The 17,860-nt window shown below is 69.3% G+C and carries 14 protein-coding genes; 4 read left to right on the forward strand and 10 right to left on the reverse strand.

The annotated features are described in order from the left end of the window. Window positions 1-31: 31 nt before the first annotated feature. Window positions 32-685: a hypothetical protein gene (locus tag LZ199_RS41465; protein ID WP_253999334.1), complete on the reverse strand. Its 654-nt coding sequence runs from the start codon at window positions 683-685 to the stop codon at window positions 32-34. Between the two features lie 220 nt (window positions 686-905). On the opposite strand from LZ199_RS41465, the gene LZ199_RS41470 reads away from it, so the two are divergent. Then, window positions 906-2,237 carry a DsbA family protein gene (locus LZ199_RS41470; protein ID WP_253999335.1) on the forward strand — a complete coding sequence of 444 codons (1,332 nt, stop codon included), beginning with the start codon at window positions 906-908 and terminating at the stop codon, window positions 2,235-2,237. Window positions 2,238-2,258: 21 nt separating this feature from the next. Here LZ199_RS41470 and mltA read toward each other — a convergent pair whose 3' ends face one another. Both mltA and LZ199_RS41480 read right to left on the reverse strand, forming a co-directional pair. Continuing rightward, window positions 2,259-3,473, reverse strand: a complete 1,215-nt coding sequence (gene mltA, locus LZ199_RS41475) for a murein transglycosylase A (protein WP_253999336.1) — start codon at window positions 3,471-3,473, stop codon at window positions 2,259-2,261. Window positions 3,474-3,514: 41 nt separating this feature from the next. Beyond that, complete coding sequence (locus tag LZ199_RS41480; RefSeq protein ID WP_253999337.1) at window positions 3,515-4,846, reverse strand: amidohydrolase family protein; 1,332 nt, start codon at window positions 4,844-4,846, stop codon at window positions 3,515-3,517. 254 nt (window positions 4,847-5,100) lie between these two features. On the opposite strand from LZ199_RS41480, the gene LZ199_RS41485 reads away from it, so the two are divergent. After that, complete coding sequence (locus LZ199_RS41485) at window positions 5,101-5,457, forward strand: hypothetical protein (RefSeq protein ID WP_253999338.1); 357 nt, start codon at window positions 5,101-5,103, stop codon at window positions 5,455-5,457. Between the two features lie 128 nt (window positions 5,458-5,585). Here LZ199_RS41485 and LZ199_RS41490 read toward each other — a convergent pair whose 3' ends face one another. The 4 genes from LZ199_RS41490 to LZ199_RS41505 all read right to left on the reverse strand — a co-directional run bounded on the left by LZ199_RS41490 (window position 5,586) and on the right by LZ199_RS41505 (window position 12,820). Then, entirely contained in the window at window positions 5,586-6,677 is a 1,092-nt protein-coding gene (locus LZ199_RS41490) for an isopenicillin N synthase family oxygenase (protein WP_253999339.1), read from the reverse strand. A gap of 132 nt (window positions 6,678-6,809) precedes the next feature. Continuing rightward, window positions 6,810-10,547, reverse strand: coding sequence for an ATP-binding protein (locus LZ199_RS41495; protein ID WP_253999340.1), 3,738 nt, complete (start codon window positions 10,545-10,547; stop codon window positions 6,810-6,812). 230 nt (window positions 10,548-10,777) lie between these two features. Then, window positions 10,778-11,848, reverse strand: coding sequence for a virulence RhuM family protein (locus tag LZ199_RS41500; protein WP_253999341.1), 1,071 nt, complete (start codon window positions 11,846-11,848; stop codon window positions 10,778-10,780). Between the two features lie 150 nt (window positions 11,849-11,998). Next, window positions 11,999-12,820, reverse strand: coding sequence for an SDR family oxidoreductase (locus tag LZ199_RS41505; protein WP_253999342.1), 822 nt, complete (start codon window positions 12,818-12,820; stop codon window positions 11,999-12,001). Window positions 12,821-12,953: 133 nt separating this feature from the next. Here LZ199_RS41505 and LZ199_RS41510 point away from each other — a divergent pair, with 133 nt between their 5' ends. Further along, on the forward strand, window positions 12,954-13,934 hold the full coding sequence (locus LZ199_RS41510) for a dioxygenase family protein (protein WP_253999343.1): 981 nt from the start codon (window positions 12,954-12,956) through the stop codon (window positions 13,932-13,934). A gap of 26 nt (window positions 13,935-13,960) precedes the next feature. Here the strand turns inward: LZ199_RS41510 and LZ199_RS41515 are convergent, their stop codons facing one another. Further along, window positions 13,961-14,851 carry a LysR family transcriptional regulator gene (locus LZ199_RS41515; protein WP_253999344.1) on the reverse strand — a complete coding sequence of 297 codons (891 nt, stop codon included), beginning with the start codon at window positions 14,849-14,851 and terminating at the stop codon, window positions 13,961-13,963. A 65-nt stretch (window positions 14,852-14,916) separates the two neighbouring features. On the opposite strand from LZ199_RS41515, the gene LZ199_RS41520 reads away from it, so the two are divergent. Beyond that, window positions 14,917-15,873: an MBL fold metallo-hydrolase gene (locus LZ199_RS41520; protein ID WP_253999345.1), complete on the forward strand. Its 957-nt coding sequence runs from the start codon at window positions 14,917-14,919 to the stop codon at window positions 15,871-15,873. Window positions 15,874-15,929: 56 nt separating this feature from the next. Here LZ199_RS41520 and LZ199_RS41525 read toward each other — a convergent pair whose 3' ends face one another. Continuing rightward, a complete protein-coding gene (locus LZ199_RS41525; RefSeq protein WP_253999346.1) occupies window positions 15,930-16,934 on the reverse strand; it encodes an extracellular catalytic domain type 1 short-chain-length polyhydroxyalkanoate depolymerase in 1,005 nt (334 codons plus the stop codon). Window positions 16,935-16,983: 49 nt separating this feature from the next. Next, complete coding sequence (locus tag LZ199_RS41530) at window positions 16,984-17,799, reverse strand: alpha/beta fold hydrolase (RefSeq protein ID WP_253999347.1); 816 nt, start codon at window positions 17,797-17,799, stop codon at window positions 16,984-16,986. Window positions 17,800-17,860 lie beyond the last annotated feature (61 nt).

Here is a 17,860-nt window from a genome sequence, read left to right on the forward strand (position 1 = left end):
ACGGGAGCGACTGACGCGCCGCTCCCACGCCTCACTTGTTCGGGTCCTCCTTCCGGAGCACCGAGATTTCCACCGTCTCGTGCTCACCCACCATGTCCACCACCGCGTTGACCCTGTCTCCCGGGTCCAAATCCCTCACGCCAATGCTCTTGCCATCCCTCAGCACCCGGGTGCGCGGAGTCACGTCCAGTGTCAGCGCCTCGCCGTTGTCCTGCGCGAGGACGAGCTCGGGCGGCTCCACCGAGCGCACCGTCCCCGTGAAGGTGGCCATCACCACCGCCGTCCCCGTCGGCGCGGGGACATTCGTGCCCGCGGGCGGCACGTCGTTCTCCACCTGCCGTGTCCCCGCCCCCGCCACGCCCGAGCCTCCCGTGCCGCGCGCCGGGGCCTCCGAGCCGTTCGGCTCCTGCTGAGCCTGGGTGTTCGTCCCCGCGCCGCCCGTGCCCCGCTGGGCCTGTTGCGCGGGAGCGTTCACCTGCGCCCGCAGCTTCGCGACCTCCTGCTTGAGCTGGCGCACCTCCGCGCGCAGTCCGGACACGCTGTTCCACAGCTCGGACACCTCGGCGGGTGTCGGCGTCTGTGTGGGTGCCTTCGCCGCTTTCGGCGCCTCCTGCTCCGACTGGGCCTGCGCCGTGCAGCCCTGCGCGCACAGCATCAGCGACAGGCTCGCGACCACGACCGCCATCCAGGCAACCTTCCCTCGCATGTGTCACGGCCTCCCTTCGTCTCCCCAAAGGTGGGGCCTGCCCGCTCATGGACAACCGGCACGGCGGCGGGCAAGCGCCCCAGGAGCAGGCCAGCGGGCCAGCGCCAGGCGGCTCGCCTTTCCGGGCCGTCCGAAAATCACGCTGAAACTTTCGGAGGCCTGGCCGCACTCCGTCCGGTCATCTTTCCAGGAGTCGTGTGTGAGCAAGCCGTCCGTCTGGGTGAGCCTCGTGGTGGGGCTCGTGTTGGGTTTCGTGGGAGGCCGCACCACGTCCGCGCCCGCGACCGCCTCCGCCGCTGTCGCCAAGGGGGCTCCGGCGCCCACCGCCGCGGCCCAGCCGCCCGCGCGCCAGCGCCCGCCCATCTCTCCCGTCGTCTACAAGGTGCCGGTGGATGGCTCGTTCATCCACGGTGAGGAGACGGCGCTCGTCACGCTGGTGGAGTTCTCCGACTACGAGTGCCCCTTCTGCGCTCGCGGCCACGCCACGGTGAAGCAGCTCCAGGAGCAGTATGGCGCCAAGCTGCGCGTGGTGATGAAGCACCACCCGCTGGTGGACATGCACCCGCGCGCGAAGCCCGCCGCGCTCGCGGCCCTGGCGGCCGGAGAGCAGGGGAAGTTCTGGGAGTACCACGACGTCCTCTTCGCCAACCCGCGGGCCCAGTCCGACTCGGACCTGGAGCGCTACGCGAAGGAGCTGAGGCTGGACGTCGCGCGCTGGAAGCAGGACCTGGAGGCCCCGAAGCTGGTCGACCGCATCCGCAAGGATGACGCGCTGGCGATGCAGCTCGGCGCCACCGGGACGCCGGGCTTCTTCGTCAACGGCCGCTTCATCAACGGCGCCCAGCCGTTCGAGGTCTTCAGCAAGGTGGTGGACGAGGAGCTGAACAAGGCGGAGGCGCTGGTGAAGGGCGGCGTGCCCAAGGCGGAGGTCTACGCGCGCACCATCGAGCGCGGCGTGGAGCGCCCGCCCCCGCCCCCCGCTCCGGCGGAGCTGCCCCGACAGCAGGTGGAGGTGGGCACGGCGCCCTCGCGCGGCCCCGCCAACGCGCCCGTCACCGTCATCGCGTGGTCCGACTTCGAGTGCCCCTTCTGCTCCCGCGCGGTGCCCACGCTGAAGACGCTGGAGAAGGAGTACGAGGGCAAGCTGCGCCTGGCCTTCAAGCACCAGCCGCTGCCCAACCATCCCCACGCGAAGCTGGCCGCCGCCGCGTCACTCGCCGCGCATGAGCAGGGGAAGTTCTGGGAGTTTCACGACCTGCTCTTCGCCAACCAGCGACAGTTGGACCGGGAGTCGATGGAGGGCTACGCGAAGCAGGTCGGCCTGGATGTGACGCGCTTCAAGCAGGCGCTCGACTCCGGGAAGTTCGACGCGCGCATCGAAGAGGATTCGAAGGAGGGCACGCGCGTGGGCGCGGGAGGCACTCCCACGTTCTTCGTCAACGGGCGCCCCGTCGTCGGCGCGATGCCCGTGGACCACTTCCGTCGCATCATCGACGAAGAGCTGAAGAAGGCGGGCGTGGCCCAGCGCTGAGCCACGCTTGTGGGCCTCGCGTCACCGGGCGGCTTCGGCCACCGGGACGCGGGGCTTGGGGACGAGGAAGAGCAGCCGGCCCTTCTGCTTCATCATGCCGGCGGCCAGCTCCGCCTCGGGGCCTCGGCCCCAGAAGACATCCACTCGCCCCGCGCCCTTGATGGCCCCGCCCGTGTCCTGGTTGAACACGAAGCGCGACAGCGGCCTCCACTGCACGGAGCCATCCGCCATCTTCACCGGGTGGTCCGTGTGGATGAAGGCCAGGCCGCCCTTGGGGAACAGGCGCGCGTCCGTGGCGATGGAGCGCCCCGGCGTCACCTCGCGCCCCAGCGAGCCCACCGCCGCGCCGGGCAGGAAGCGGAAGAAGACATACGACTCGTTGTAGTCCAGCACGCGGTCCTGTTCGGTGGGGTTCGCGGCCAGCCACGCGCGCAGCGCCTGCATGGACATCTGCTCGCGGGGGATGACGCCCTCCTGGATGAGCAGCGCGCCGATGCTCCGGTAGGGCCTGCCATTCGACGCGGCGTAGCCCACGCGTCGCTCACCGCCGTCACTCAGTCGGAGCGTGCCACTGCCCTGCACCTCCATGAAGAAGAGCGACACCGGGTCCTTCACCCACGCCAGCTCCAGCTTGCGCGGGCTCAGCTTGCCGCCGCGAATCTCCGCGCGGTTCCAGTAGGGCACAAGCCGCTTGCCCTCCAGTCGCCCGAAGACGCGCTCCGAGGCGAAGCGCTCCGCGAAGGGCTCCAGCGGCACCTCGATGAGGTCATCCGGCGCGGACAGCACAGGGACGCGGTACTCGTCGGTCCGAGTCAGGCTCCCTTCGAGCACGGGCTCGTAATAGCCCGTGAAGAGCACCGTGCCGTCCTCGCCTCCGGCGGACTCCAGCAGCTCGAAGTCCTCCAGCACCGCCTTCGACACGTCCAGGGACGACATGCCGTCGGTGAGGCGCGCTCGCAGTCGCTCCAGCGCGGACACCAGCGCTCCCGCCGTCACCTCGCGCGGGCCGTAGACGAAGCGGTGGTCCGCAGGCCGCGTGCGCAGCCAGATGAGGCTCTGGTCGAGGGCGACTCGCAGCGACGCGGACTCGCCGTCATCCACGAGTTGCACATTGCTGGAGAGCTCCACCAGCGCGTCCTGCGGACGGGTGACCGCCGGACGCGGCGCGTGCGCGCAGGAGGCACCAACGAGGAGGAGCAACGTGAGACCGACGCGTCGAGCGGACCAGGAGGACATGGCCCCTCGTACCTACTCCAGCCTCCGCCCACGTGACAGTCTCAGCGCGGCGGCGCGGCCACCGGGGCCGGCTGTGCTCCCCGTGCATCCACCACCACCTGGCCGTCCTTCATCACGAAGCGCACCTGTCGCAGCGCCTTGAGGTCCTTCAGCGGGTCGCCCTTCACCGCGACCAGGTCCGCGAGCTTGCCCGCCTCGAGCGTGCCCACCTGGTCCTGCATGCGCAGCAACTCCGCCGCGTTCGCGGTCATCGAGCGCAGCACGTCCACGGGCGGGACGCCTGCTTCACCATGGGCACTGAGCGCGCGCACCGTGGTCTCGCCACGCGTCAGCCCCGGCACCGCGATGTACATGTCCGAGCCCGCCGCCAGTCGCACGCCCGCTGCCACCGCTCGACGGATCCGCTCATAACCCTTCGCCACGAGCTTCCGGCAGCGCTCCGACATGGCACGACGCGCCTCCGCATCACCTGATTCCGGGGGGAATTCGTCACAGACCTCCAGCGGTCCCACCGTGGGCACCAGGAAGATGCGCTTGCGCACCATCGGCGCCAGCACGTCATCCGGCATCGAATATCCATGCTCGATGGAGTCCACGCCCGCCTCCACCGCCGCGCGGATGCTGTCGTCCTTCGTCGTGTGCGCGGCCACCGGGCGCTTCACGCGGTGCGCCTCCTCGACGATGACCTTCAGCTCCTCCACGGAGAGGAGGTTGTAGCCATTGTCGACGATGACCTTGATGCAGTCCGCGCCGTCATACACAGCCTGACGCACGGCGCGCCGCGCCTCGTCCACGCCCGTCACCGTCACGTATTCCTGGTCGATGAGCCCCTGCACCGGCTGCTGAATCACCCCGAACTGGCCTCCGTGCGCCGCGAGCGCGCGCGTGCACGCGGACATGCGCGGCCCCTCCACCCAGCCTCGCTGGATGGCATTGCGCAGCGCCACATCCCCATTCAGCCCGGAGTTGCCCACGTCCCGCACCGTGGTGACGCCCGCCTCCAGCAACTCGCGCCCCATCTTCGCGCCCAGCAAGGCCCGCTCGGCCGTGCTCAGCCGCGCCACCTGCATCTCCATGCTCGCCCCTTCCCCGCCGTTCCCGAACTCGATGTTCAGGAGCAGGTGCGAATGGGCGTCGATGAGCCCCGGCAGCAGGGTGACGTCTCCCAGGTCCAGCACCCGCGTGCCCTCGGGAATGGCCAGATGGGAACCCACCGCCTGGATGCGATTGCCCTCCAGGAGCACCACCGCGTTCGCCAGGGGCTTGGCGCTCTTGCCATCGAACAGCCGCGCCGCGCGCACGGCGACCTTCGCCGGACCAGGAGCCTGCGCCCTCGCGGGAGCAGCCAGGCCTGAAGACAGCAGGACACTCACGACCAGCCACAACGAACGCCAGGAACCGAGGGGCATCGCGCTTCGCTCCGGAGTGACAGGGAAGCCGCACGCTCGCCTTGCCTGAGTGCGAAGGCAAGCACTGGCCCTTCCCGAAGTCCTTTCCCAGGGCGACGGGCTCCATGGCCTGCCTCCAGGCAGGCGCCTTCGCGAGCCATCCGGCACGCCCCTCCCCATCCTTCCCAGACACACCAGGCACGGCCCTGGAGGCCGGCCATTGCCCTGAGGAGAAACAGATGGATGCAAGGAAGCTCGCGAAGGCACTCGGATGGCTGAGCCTTGGATTGGGGTTGAGTGAGCTGGTGGCGCCCGGAGCACTGGCCCGCTTCCTGGGGGTGCGCAAGGGCGTCGGTCTGCTGCGGGCTTATGGCCTGCGGGAGATTGGCGCGGGCGTCGGCATCCTGACCCGGTCCAATCCCACGCCCTGGGTCTGGGCCCGGGTGGGTGGAGACGTGCTGGACCTCGCGAGCCTGGCACCCGCGCTCCGACAGAGTCCTCGCAAGGGAAACATCGCGGCTGCGGCCGCCTTCGTCCTGGGCGCCACCGCCATGGATGTCTATTGCGCCAGTCGCCTCCAGCAACGGTCCGCGTGAGGTGAACGTCCGGGTCAGCGGGGCCGTGACAACCTGAAGTCAGCCCTGCTGACAGATGGGAGGCTGGCGCTCATGACCGCGCCGCCTCCCGATGACGCGACTCGGACCGCCCCCGCGCGCGCCGCGCCTCACGCGTAGGGGTTGTAGAACTTCGCGAACGTCGCGCGCGCGAAGTCGCCGAACGTCATGCCCGGCTGGAAGGCGCCCACGCGCAGCTCCGCCGGGTCCGTCCCCTCGGGCGGGCGCAGGCGCTCCTCGTTGTCGGGCTGCATGAAGACGGCGAACGTCGAGCGGGAGATGTTGCGGCTCGCCGGGTGCGCCAGCGCCTGCACCGCGTGCGGCGTCGAGCGCAGCAGTCCACCCGTGACAATCTGCGCGCTCTCACCAATCTGGAACGCGAGGCAGTCCTTGGGGATGACGACCTTGCGCTCCTCTCCGCCGCGCGTGCGCACGTAGAGCCCCGCCTCCGGGTCCGGCACCGCGATGTCCTGCCGCGTCGGCTCCGAAGCGCCAGGCTCCGCGTCGAAGTACATGGCCGGACACAGCCCCGTCAGCGAGCCATGGTCGCTGTGCCAGCCGCACCAGGAGTCGCGCGTGCGCGGCGTCGCATCCTCGTTGATGGCGAAGTAGTAGAGCAGCCGCGCCTTGCACGCGCGGGACTCGCGGATGGTGCGCTCCAGCTGCGCATCCGGAGAGAGCCGTGCGCCCAGCCGCGCCGTCACGTACCGGTCGCACTGCGCCGCCACGAGCAGCCCCACGTCGACCATCTTCCGCCCCAGGGCCTGGAAGGCCGGGCGCAGCGCGGGGAAGTCCGGGTCCGGCCACACGTTGGGGAGGTAGTTCTCCGGGTACTTCTCCACCAGCGCCGCGTCCACCTGGGGCGAGTCGTACTGGGGATTGTTGTAGTAGGAGCCCTTGAACTCGTCGAACTGGCCGGGCTTGAGCACTTCCTTGCCGTGGCTCCAGCCGAAGGAATAGCTGCTGCGCTCGTGGACGTAGCGGTCCTTCACCTCATTGGGCAGCGCGGCGAACCGGAAGCCCAGCGGCAACAAGCCCTGACGCAGCTCCACCAGCCCGGGGATGCCCCGGACGATGAGCAGGCCAATGCCGTCATACCCATACGCGCGCTCGATGTCGGCGGACAGGTCAGCGCCGTCCACCAGCTTCGCGTAATCGAGCACCACCACTCCGTCCTTCGCTCCAGCCACTTCGCCGCTCATCTCGAACGCCTCGTCTCTTCTCCCCCAGGCCGCGTGGGAGGGGAGGCGGCGCGCGCCGTGCCCCTCCAGGGCCATGCGGAGGCTTCCCAGCATAGCCGACGCCGGGCCCCGTCGCGCGCTCGGCGGGGTGCGTCAGTTCGAGGGGCTCGAACCCAGGCGCTTGAGCAGCGCGCCCAGCGCCGCGAAGTCGATGGGCTTCACCAGGTGCGCGTCGAAGCCCGCCTCCTTCGAGCGCTGCCGGTCTGACTCCTGGCCGTAGCCGGTCACCGCCACCAGCTGGAGCCCTCCCTCCGGCCGCTGGGTGCGCAGATTGCGCGCCAGCTCGTAGCCATCCATGACAGGAAGGCCGATGTCCAGCAGCGCCAGCTCCGGGCGGAAGGACGGCGCCACCTGGAGCGCGCTCGGGCCGTCGTAGGTGACGCGCGTCTCGCAGCCGAGCATGTCCAGCGCCTCGGCCAGCACGTCAGCCGCGTCGCGGTTGTCATCGACAATCAACACCCGGTGCGGCACCGGCGCGGACTCCCGCACCTCCTCCTCGCTCTCGGGGGCTTCTCTCGCCACGGTGAGCTGCGTCTCCACCGCGGGCAGGCGCACGGTGAAGGTGCTGCCCTGGCCCCGGCCATCGCTGTGGGCCTGGATGGTGCCGTCATGCTGGTTCGCCAGGCTCCGGGCAATCGCGAGTCCCAGCCCCAGCCCGCCCTGCGAGCGGTCCAGCTCCTGCCGCTCCTGGAAGAACAGGTCGAAGATGCGCGGCAGCATCTCCGGGGTGATGCCGCTGCCGTTGTCGCTCACGGAGGCCACGACTTCGTCACCCTCGCGCGCGCCGGTGATGGTGATGCTCCCTCCGGGCTCCGTGTACTTCGCGGCGTTCGTGAGGAGGTTGGAGAACACCTGCCCCAGGCGCGTCGCGTCCGCGTCCAGCAGCAGGCCGTGGCGGGGCACCTCCACGGACAGGTGTTGGCCGCGTTGCTCCAGGAGCGGACTGGCCTGCTCGATGGCCTTCGCCACCACCTCCGCCAGCTCCACGCGCTCGCGGCGCAGGACGACCTTGCCACGCGTCACACGGGACACGTCGAGCAGGTCGTCCACCAGACGCACCAGGTGGTGCACCTGTCGCTCGATGACGGTGCGCTCGCGCTCCGCGCCGTCGCCGCCGCGCAGCCGCATCAACTGGAGCGCGGTGAGGATGGGCGCCAGCGGGTTGCGCAGCTCATGGCCGAGCATCGCCAGGAACTCGTCCTTGGCGCGGCTGGCGGACTCCGCCTCGCGGCGCGCGTTGGACAGGTCCGTCACGTCGAAGGCCACGACGACGATGGAGTCCACCCGGCCCTCGTCATCCAGCATCGGCTGGTAGACGAAGTCGAAGAACACCTCGCGCGGAGGCCCCGCCTCACCGGACACCATCATCAATCGCACCGAGCGGCCGATGTACGGCTCGCCCGTGGCGATGACCTTGTCCAGCAGCTCGAAGATGCCCTGGCCCTGCAGCTCCGGCAGCGCCTTCGCGATGGGCTGGCCGACGACAGGGCGGTTGGCGACGAGCCGCAGGTAGTTCGCATTGGCGAACTCGAAGACGTGCTCGGGCCCGCGCAGGATGCAGATTCCCACCGGGGCGTAGGTGAAGACGCGCGTCAGGAGCCGCGCATGGGCCTCCTGGATGGACTGCAATCGCGCCTTGGTGAGCTGCGTCTCCACCCGTGCCAGCAGCTCCCGGGCGGAGAAGGGCTTCACCAGGTAGTCGTCGACGCCAGCGCGCAGCCCCTCGATGCGCGCTTCCTCGCCGGCTCGCGCGGAGAGGATGGTGACGGGGACTCGCCGCGTGCGCTCGTCGGCGCGCAGCTCGCGCAGCAGGCCAAAGCCATCCAGCCCCGGCATCATCACGTCCGTCAACACCAGGTCCGGGGGCCGGGCGCGCGCGGACTCCAGGGCCGCGAGGCCGTCCGCCACCGCCTCCACCTCCCAGGTCCGCGACAAGAGCGACGTCAGGTACGCGCGCATGTCGGCGTTGTCGTCCGCCAGGAGGATGCGCGCGCCCTTGGCCACGTTCTCCAGCTCGGGCACCTCGGCCCCCAGCTCCAGCGATTTCACCTCCAGCCCGCCCGGCAGCCAGCGCAGCGCCTCGTTCACATAGGGCGCGGCGCCCTGCGCCGTGACGGACCGCGAGTCGCGCGCGCCGACATGGTCCTTGGGCAGGTGGTCCGCGCCGGAAGGGATGCGCAAGGTGAAGGTCGTCCCCTCGCCCTCCTTGCTCGTCACGGCCAGCGCGCCGCCGTGGAGGCGGACCAGCTCGTGCACGAGCGCCAGGCCGATGCCGGAGCCCTCGTGCGTGCGGGCCCGCGCGCCCTGGACGCGGTGGAAGCGCTCGAAGACGCGGGGCAGCTCCTCCTCGGGGATGCCGATGCCCGTGTCGGAGACCTGGAGCTCGACCTGACCCTGCACCCACCGCTGGGAGATGCGGACGGTGCCCTCGAAGGTGAACTTCAGCGCATTGGAAAGGAGGTTGAGGACAATCTTCTCCCACATGTCCTGGTCGACGTAGATGGCCTCGGGCAGCGGCGCGCAGTCGACCTCGAAGCGCAGGCCCGCGCGGTCCATCGCGGAGCGGAAGGCGCTCGCCAGGCCCGCGGTGAGGGTGGAGAGGTCCACCGGCTCGTACCGGGCCTGGATGCGCCCCGCCTCCAGGCGGGAGAAGTCGAGCAGCGAGTTGACCAGCTTCAAGAGCCGCTGCGAGTTGCGATGAACGGTCTCCAGTTCCTCACCGGAGAGGGTGCGCGAGGGCGAGGCCAGCGCGTCCTCGGTGGGGCCGAGCATCAGCGTCAACGGCGTGCGGAACTCGTGGCTGACGTTGTTGAAGAAGGCCGTCTTCGAGCGGTCGATGGCCGCGAGGGCCTCGGCGCGCTGGCGCTCCTCATCGTAGGCGCGGGCATTGGCGATGGCCGTCACCACCGGGTCCGCGGTGAGGCGGAAGAGGCCCAGGTAGCGGTCATCCAGGATGCGGCGCGGGCTGACGCCGGCCACGAGGAAGCCATACGGGTGGGCCTGTCCCGAGCGCGCCAGCGGCAGCACCACCGCGCGAGTCGGCGCCGTGCCCCAGCGGCCCTGGGGCAGCTCCCCGAAGCGAGCGGCCAGGTCCTCGACGAGGACCTCCTTGCCGGTGCGCGCCGCCTCGGCGAAGGGCCACGCGTCGGGCGCATCCAGGGACAGGGGGAAGGGAGCGCGCTCGGGCTTCGCGGGGCCCGCGTAGCCGTCCAGGCCGCTGGAGCCAACGCAGCGGACCTCGGTGGCATCGTCGGAGAGCAGGTAGAGCAGCGTGAAGGGCAGGTCTTCGTCGTAGCCCGAGAAGATGCTGGCGGCCGTCTGACAGGCCGCCTCGGCGGTCTTCGCGGCGGCGGAGCTGGTGGCCAGCTCTCCCAGCATCTTGAGCTGGCGGTGGTCCTGCACCTGGGGGGTGGTCTCCTGCACCGTCACCAGGACGCCGCCGACCTGGTCCGCCTCGTCGTACACGGGGCTATAGGAGAAGGTGTGGAAGGTCTCCTCGATGAAGCCCCGGCTGTTGATGAAGAGCTGGAGGTGCTCGCTCCACGTCGCGGGGCCGCCATTCAACACGCCCTGGGCCATGGGGCCGATGACGTCCCAGATTTCGGCCCACATGGTGGCGGCGGGAGCGCCGAGCGAGCCCGGGTGTTTCAGGCCGAGCACGGGCCGGTAGCCGTCGTTGTAGATTTGGAGCATCTGGGGTCCCCACCAGAGGAGCATGGGGAAGCGGTTGCCCAGCACCACGCCCACCATGGTCTTCAAGCTGGTGGGCCACCCCGCGAGGGGGCCGAGCGGCGTCGCGGACCAGTCCTTGGTACGGACCAGCTCCGCCATCTCGCCGCCTCCTCCGAGGAGGCCCTCCTGGAAGCCAGTGTTTCGCGGTGTGAGAAGGTCCGACGCGGAGGACATCTGGGCTCGTTGGAAAAATGGAAGTGACCTGGGCTTCTAGTGTCGCGTCCACAAGCACGCAATCACCTCGGCAGGGACCCTCTTCTCCCGAACATTTTACCGGTGGTCCGGCACACCCCAGGGCAGGCGGGCTCGCCGTCAGCGGAGCAACCGACTCACGACTTCTTGCCTCGGCCCCGGGCCCTGGACTCAAGCTGCTTCGCCTTCTCCACGGCCCGGTCGAAGTCGGAGGTCGGCAGGCTCGACTCCAGCTTCCGCTGAGTCTCGCGATACCTGTCAAACTCGGACTCCGCATGAGCCGTCGCCAGCTCGTGACTGACCCGCCCCGCGTGAGACAGGACATCGCGCTCGTTGAATTGCAGGAAGCCATCCAGCTTCGCCACCCAGCTCTCCATTGTCATCGGGCGCCGTCGTCGGGCCTGGTCCTCCGCGTAGTCCAGATACATCGTGACGACGCGACTGAGTTCTCGCAGCTCGGGCTCCGTGAGGTAGTTCTTCGCCACCGTCACATCTGACTTCCGGATGGGGCCTTCGGGGGCGTTCTTCCAAGTCGCGAGTCCCATGTGGGGCTGCCCCGCGTCGGCCCGCTCACGAATCAGCTCGGCCGCCGTGTGCCCATGAATGGCCCAGTGAAGCTTGTTCTGCACCGTCGCGTAGAACGTCTGGGTGATTTCTGATTGAGCGTCATAGTCGACGCTGCACTGAGCATAGATGTCGGTCAGCTTTTGATAGAATCTCCGCTCCGACGCTCGAATCTCCCGGATCCGCTCCAGGAGTTCGTCGAAGTAGTCCGCCCCCAACTGAGGGGCGGCTTGGAGCCGGGCATCGTCGAGCACGAAGCCCTTCACCAGGTACTCATCTAGAAGGGCCGTGGCCCACTGCCGGAACCGCGTTCCCTGGGTGGAGCGGACCCGGTAGCCGACCGCGAGAATCGCGGGCAGGCAGCAGTGCTCCACCAGCCTCGCGACTTCCCGGGTGCCCTCGGTTTGAACTATCCGGAATTTCCGGAGGGTTGCCGCCGGGTCGAGTTCTCCCTCCTCGTGGATGTTCTGGAGATGCTCGTTGACCGTCCGCACGTCCTTGCCGAAGAGCTCGGCCAGCTGCTTCTGGGTCAGCCAGACGGTGCCCTCGGCGAGCCGCACGTGCACCTTCGAGACACCGTCATCGCCCACGTAGACCAGGAACTCTCCTGGACCGGGGCCTCCCTGTTTGGCGTCACCGCTCATCCAGGCGACTCCTCGCGACACCCGACAACACACTCCGCTCGGACTCCCACGCCATCTCCCCAACCTCCTCGCCTTGGGCCCATGCCGGAGGACTCGACGCACGGCCCACGCCTCCGCACCGGAAGCATGGGCCGTACCAACTCCTCGCGCTCAGATGAAGTAGTCGGGGAACAGCTCCGCGCCGGGCACGGATTGATACTTGTCGAAGTCCGTCACGCCGTCCGCGCGCAGGACGTCCTCGTCGATGCAGAAGTTGCCGGTGAAGCTCTTGCTCGGCTTGGTGAGGATGGCGTACGCCGCGTCGGCCATGATGTCCGGCGTGCGGCTGCCGCGAATCGTCTCTTCTCCGCCCAGCAGGTTCTGCACCGCCGCCGTCGCGATGACCGTGCGCGGCCACAGCGCATTCACCGCGATTCCCTCCGAGCGCAGCTCGTCCGCCATCCCCAGCACGCACATGCTCATGCCGTACTTCGCCATCGTGTACGCGACGTGCGGCGAGAACCAGCGCGCCTCCATGTTCAGCGGCGGCGAGTTGTTGAGGATGTGCGGATTGCTGGAGCGCTTGAGGTGCGGAATGCAGGCCTGCGAGCAGGCGAACGTTCCGCGCGTGTTGATGCCGTGCATCAGGTCATAGCGCTTCATCGGCGTGTCTTCCGTGCCGGTGAGGCTGATGGCGCTCGCGTTGTTGATGAGGATGTCGATGCCGCCGAACGTCTCCACCGCCTTCTCCACCGCCGCGGCGATCTGCTTCTCGTCGCGGATGTCCACCGCGAAGGGGAGCGCCCGTCCGCCCGCCTTCTCGATTTCCTCCGCCGCCGTGTAGATGGTGCCCGGCAGCTTGGGGTGCGGCTCCGTCGTCTTCGCGGCGATGACGATGTTGGCGCCGTCGCGCGCCGCTCGGAGGGCAATCGCCTTGCCGATTCCTCGGCTGGCCCCGGTGATGAAAAGCGTCTTCCCCTTGAGTGTCGTCATGCGGCCGGTCTCCCTGGGTGCCACGTAAGGTCTGCTTAAGAACTCCCTGGGTATAGCGATTCTCGGCCCCAAGAACACGGGCGACATGGACCGGCCCCTCCCAACTCGCACCGGCCCAAGGAGAGGACTCGCGATGAGCGACCACGACAGGAAGGGCACCCTCACCTCGGTGATGTCCCGCCGGAGGGTGCTGCGCGGCATGGGCCTGACGCTGGCGGCGATACCGCTGGTACAGGTCCTCGCCTGCGGCCCGGATGACTCGGGCACTCCGAACACCGAGGGTGACTCCGACTCGGGAACCAACCCCGACTCCGGCACGGCCGCCACCGACTGGGCCACCGGCGGCACCGCGGCCATGACGGGCGACTACGCCAACCCCTTCACCGACGACAGCGGCACCACCTGCGCCCTCACCTGCGCCGCCACCCTGGGGCCCTGCTACGCGGAGACCCTCGTCCGCAAGGACATCAGCGAGGGCCACGACGGCCTGCCCGTGCGGCTCGCCTTCCGCGTGCTGAACGAGGCGTGCGAGCCCATCCAGGGCGCCTCCGTCGACATCTGGCACGCCGCTCCCGAGGGCCTCTACTCAGGTGAGGACGCGAGCACCTTCTGCACCGGGGACGACCCGACGGCCACGTCCGCCCGGTGGTTCCGAGGGGTGCAACCAACGGACGCGGACGGCCGCGCGGACTTCGATACCTGCTTCCCCGGCTGGTACAACAGCCGCACCGTCCACATCCACTTCACCATTCGCGTGGGCGACGCGGAGTACGTGACGTCCCAGCTCTTCTTCGACGACACGCTCAACGACGACGTCATCAACCACCAGCCGCTCTACAACACGCGCGGACCGCGAGACACGACGAACGCCAACGACAACGTCGTCTCCGCCGAGTCCGTGGGCAACTACCTCTTCCAGACCTCGCGCCAGGCGGACGGCGCCATGCTCGCGTGGAAGACGCTCATCATCCGCTCCTCGCTCGACACCGCGCAGTGCCAGATTCCAGGCGGCGGAGGAGGCGGTGGTGGTCCGGGCGGTCCTCCGCCGGGCGGCGACGGCGGCCCCGGTGGCCCTCCGCCGGGCTGGGACGGCGGCCTGCCTCCCATGCCGTAACCGACTGCTTCAACGAGCGCGCGAGGTCAGCGAGGCTTCGCGCGCTCAAACTCCTCCACCAGCAGCTCCGACACCTTGCGCACGCGAGGGATGTCCAGCGCCGACTTCGCGCAGATGAGGTGGAGCTGGCTCTTCTTGTACGGCCCCAGGTCGACATCGAGCGGCACCAGGTTTCGCTCCCGCTGCTGACTGAAGCGGTGCGGGGTATTCGCCAGCGCAATCGCACCCACGCCCGCCTCCGCCGCCGCCAGCAGCACCAGGAAGTTGTCGGCGGTGAAGACGGGGGCGAAGTTCGGGATGAGCGACTCGAGCTGGGGATTGGGCGGCATCGCCTCGAACGGCGGAGCCCACGCCACCCACGGCAGCTCCTGGAGCGTCGGCCGCTTCGGCAGCGTCGCCTTGAGCGCCTTGGAGACGAAGACCCCCGTCTCCACCTCCAGCGTGTACACGCGGGTCAGGTCCGCGTGCCGCGTGGACTTCGTGCGCAGCGCGAGGTCCGCCTCCCCGCGCCCCAGGTCCGCGTAGTTCACCGACGACTGCACCTCCAGCCGCAGCCCCGGATGCTTGCGCGCCACATGGCCCGCGAAGGGCGCCAGGAAGTCGAAGCTCACGAAGGGGCTCGCCGTCACGCGCACCAGTCCTTGCGGAGACGAGTCCGCGGACTCGGCGGCGCGCTGAAGCTCTCCGGCCCACTCCGCCATCTTCCGGGTGGCGGGGAGCAGCCGCTCTCCCGCGGACGTCAGCGTCGCGCCGTCCACGCTCCGCCGGAACAGCTTCGCCCCCACCTCGTACTCCAGCGCCGCCAGCCTGCGACTCACCGTCGGCTGGCCGATGCGCAGCCGCTTCGCCGCCGCGCTGAAGCTGCCCGTCTCCGCGATGGCCAGGAACAGGCGGGCGTCATCCCAGGGAATATCCATATTCGGATGGCTTCATACCAAAATGGCCATTTTCCATGCACCCGCGTATCGGTACCTTGGCACCCATGAAGAACGCCAAGCGCATCAGCCTCGCCGTCCTGTCCGCCGCCGTCCTCGGTGCCGTCGTCCTGGGAGTCGTCGGCGTGGCGACCACCTCACACCCCCACCAGCCGTCCTCGCTCGGCGCGGCGCGGCCCGTGAATGACCTGCTCGCGGTGTTGGACCAGCCCGGCCCCGTGGAGCTGGAGTCCGTGGCGTCCTCCGACTGGGCCGTGGACCGCAGTGGCCTCATCAACCTGAAGCACCCCACCGCGAAGGCGGCGAAGCTGGAGGACGGGGACGAGCCCATCCAGGTCTTCTTCCACGCGCTGCGCCACCCGACGAAGGGGCTCTTCATCGTCGACACGGGCATCGAGACAGCCCTGCGCGACGCGCCGGAGAAGGCGGCCATGCAGGGCATCGTCGCCAGCGCCATGAAGCTGGAGAAGCTCAAGGTGCACCAGCCGCTGGGCGAGTGGCTCGCGAAGCAGCCTCAGCCCCTGGCCGGCGTCTTCCTCACGCACCTGCACCTGGACCACGTCACCGGCATGGCGGACGTGCCCGCGGGCACGCCCGTCTACACCGGCCCGGGCGAGGCGGAGGCCCGTGCCTTCCTCAACGTGCTGCTCAAGCCCAACACGGACCGCGCGCTGGCGGGCAAGGCCGCGCTGTCCGAGTGGACCTACGCCGCCGAGGCGAGCGGCCTCTTCGAAGGCGCGGTGGACATCTTCGGCGACGGCTCCGTGTGGGCGCTCTGGGTGCCGGGCCACACGCCGGGCAGCACCGCATACCTGGTGCGCTCGACGAAGGGCCCCGTGCTGCTCACGGGCGACGCCAGCCACACCCGCTGGGGCTGGGAGCACGACGTGGAGCCGGGCACCTTCACCGCTGACGGACCGCGCGGCGTGGACAGCTTCAAGAAGCTGCGCGCCTTCGCCGCCGCGCACCCGAACGTCACGGTGCGCTTCGGCCACCAGCACTGATGCGGAACAGCCCGCGCTCCCCTTCCAGCAGCGAGGAGCGCGGGTGGAAGCAATGGCTACGGCAGGTCGAGCGCGTGCTGCTTGAAGAAGTCCCACATGAACGTGGTGGCGTCGGGACCGGCGGGGTCGGCGAAGGGATAGCTCGCATTGCCTCCCGGCCACGCGTGGTCCATGCCGCGAATCTCGTACTTCTGAGCCACCAGCTCACCGCCGTAGACGTAGTCCTTCACGACGTAGGTGCGGCCACCGGGGACGCTCAAGGTCCTCGTGCTCGTCGGCGTGCCCTTGATGCTGTCATTGGCCACGCCGTCATCGCCGTAGTCGCTCGTCTGGAGGAACTGCTTCACCGCCTGCTCACCGTTGAGCGGGTTGACGACGCTGTCCTCGGTGCCGTGCACCACGAGCACCGGCACCGTGCGACGCGGCCGGCCCGAGCAGACCCACGCGTCCCTCCCCTTGTCGTCCGGCGAGTAGATGCTGCCGAAGAGCATGGCGAAGGCCGTGCCCGACACCGTCGTCGCCGCCTTGTACATGGCGCCCGCGCCCACCATGCCCGCGGCGAACACGTCCGAGTAGCAGGACATCAGCGTCGTCGTGAGCACGCCACCCGCGGACACGCCGCCCACGTACACGCGGCGCGCGTCCACCGAGTAGCGCTGCTTCATCAAATCCACCATGCCGACGATGAGCGAAGGCTCGCCCGTGCCGCGCTCCTGGTTGTTGCCGAGCATGAAGTTCCAGCACTGCGTCGCGTTCACGAACGTCGCCTGGTTTGGATAGAGGACGAGGAAGCCTTCGGCATCGGCCTTCTCGTTCAGGCGCGTCAGGCCCGCGAACTGGTCCGGGTTCTGGAGACAGCCGTGTAGCGCCACCAGCAGGGGGCGCGGTGTCCCCGGTTGGTAGCCGGTGGGGACCCAGAGCTGGTAGCCCCGGGCTCCCCAGGCGCCCACATAGTTGCCATGGACCCACGAGCCGGCGTACGCGGGGGCTCCCGTGGAGAGCACCAGCCACATCGTGAGCAGGAACAGCGACCGCGAGAGTGCGACACCACGTCGATGCATCGACATCGTCCAGCCTCCTGGGTTGTGGAGCTCGGGTTCGCGGCTCGGCTCAGGCGCCGAGCGAGCTGCCGGGTGCATCGCTGTCGACGGCGCGGAGGAAGTCCTCCACGGCGTCGGTGAGCGGACCGGGCTGGTCCAGCGGAGCGGCATGGCCGGAGTCCGCCAGGACCTGGAGCCGCGCGTGGGACAGCAGGTCGACATAGGCCTGCTTCGCGGACCGGGGCGTGTAGTCGCGCTCGGAGTGGAGCACGAGCACCGGACAGGTGATGTCCTTCAGCCGCGCCATGACGCTCCAGCCCAAGAGCCCCCGCGTCGAGCGCAGGTACGCATCCGGGTCATTGGCGGAGAACGTGGCGATGGCGCGCTGGCGCAGCGCTTCCTGCTCCGGCTTGGGGAACAGCTTGGGCGCCAGCACCTTGGCCAGGGCCTTGGGCCCCAGGAAGCGCAGGAGGAAGAGCCGCAGCGCGAAGTCGAACTTGCGGCGCGCCGTGCGGGCGACGAGCTCCGGGCCGCTGTTGACGATGACCAGGCTGCGCACCAGGTCCGGCCGGTCCACCGCGAGTTGGAAGCCCATCATCCCGCCCATCGACAGGCCGATGACGTGCACCTGCTTCAAACCCAGCGCGTCGCAGAGCGCGGCCACGTCCTTCGCGAAGAGCGGCACCCCATACGCACCCGCCGGCCGACCGCTGCGCCCATGGCCCCGCGCATCCGGGACGACGACGCGATAAGCGCTCGCCAGCCGTGGCGTCACGAGCTCCCAGTCGATTCCAGAGGAGCCGAGCCCGTGAAGCAGCAACACCGGAATGCCCCGCCCCGACTCTTCGTAGTGGAGAGTGAAGCCTTCGAGCTGCAACGTGGACATCCTCGAACCCCAGGCGCGGAAGTGACGTAGGCCCACCCTATCTGAACGAACGTTCGTTTAA

It is taken from the genome of Myxococcus qinghaiensis (assembly GCF_024198215.1).
Classification (GTDB): Bacteria; Myxococcota; Myxococcia; order Myxococcales; family Myxococcaceae; genus Myxococcus; species Myxococcus qinghaiensis.

Excerpts from the sequence above, each read along its gene's own strand:
- LZ199_RS41515 (WP_253999344.1), bottom strand. The coding sequence starts at position 14,851 with ATGGATATTCCCTGGGATGACGCCCGCCTGTTCCTGGCCATCGCGGAG.
- LZ199_RS41520 (WP_253999345.1), top strand. The coding sequence starts at position 14,917 with ATGAAGAACGCCAAGCGCATCAGCCTCGCCGTCCTGTCCGCCGCCGTC.
- LZ199_RS41505 (WP_253999342.1), bottom strand. The coding sequence starts at position 12,820 with ATGACGACACTCAAGGGGAAGACGCTTTTCATCACCGGGGCCAGCCGA.
- LZ199_RS41500 (WP_253999341.1), bottom strand. The coding sequence starts at position 11,848 with ATGAGCGGTGACGCCAAACAGGGAGGCCCCGGTCCAGGAGAGTTCCTG.
- LZ199_RS41490 (WP_253999339.1), bottom strand. The coding sequence starts at position 6,677 with ATGAGCGGCGAAGTGGCTGGAGCGAAGGACGGAGTGGTGGTGCTCGAT.
- LZ199_RS41525 (WP_253999346.1), bottom strand. The coding sequence starts at position 16,934 with ATGCATCGACGTGGTGTCGCACTCTCGCGGTCGCTGTTCCTGCTCACG.
- mltA (WP_253999336.1), bottom strand. The coding sequence starts at position 3,473 with ATGTCCTCCTGGTCCGCTCGACGCGTCGGTCTCACGTTGCTCCTCCTC.
- LZ199_RS41495 (WP_253999340.1), bottom strand. The coding sequence starts at position 10,547 with ATGGCGGAGCTGGTCCGTACCAAGGACTGGTCCGCGACGCCGCTCGGC.
- LZ199_RS41530 (WP_253999347.1), bottom strand. The coding sequence starts at position 17,799 with ATGTCCACGTTGCAGCTCGAAGGCTTCACTCTCCACTACGAAGAGTCG.
- LZ199_RS41465 (WP_253999334.1), bottom strand. The coding sequence starts at position 685 with ATGGCGGTCGTGGTCGCGAGCCTGTCGCTGATGCTGTGCGCGCAGGGC.
- LZ199_RS41485 (WP_253999338.1), top strand. The coding sequence starts at position 5,101 with ATGGATGCAAGGAAGCTCGCGAAGGCACTCGGATGGCTGAGCCTTGGA.
- LZ199_RS41510 (WP_253999343.1), top strand. The coding sequence starts at position 12,954 with ATGAGCGACCACGACAGGAAGGGCACCCTCACCTCGGTGATGTCCCGC.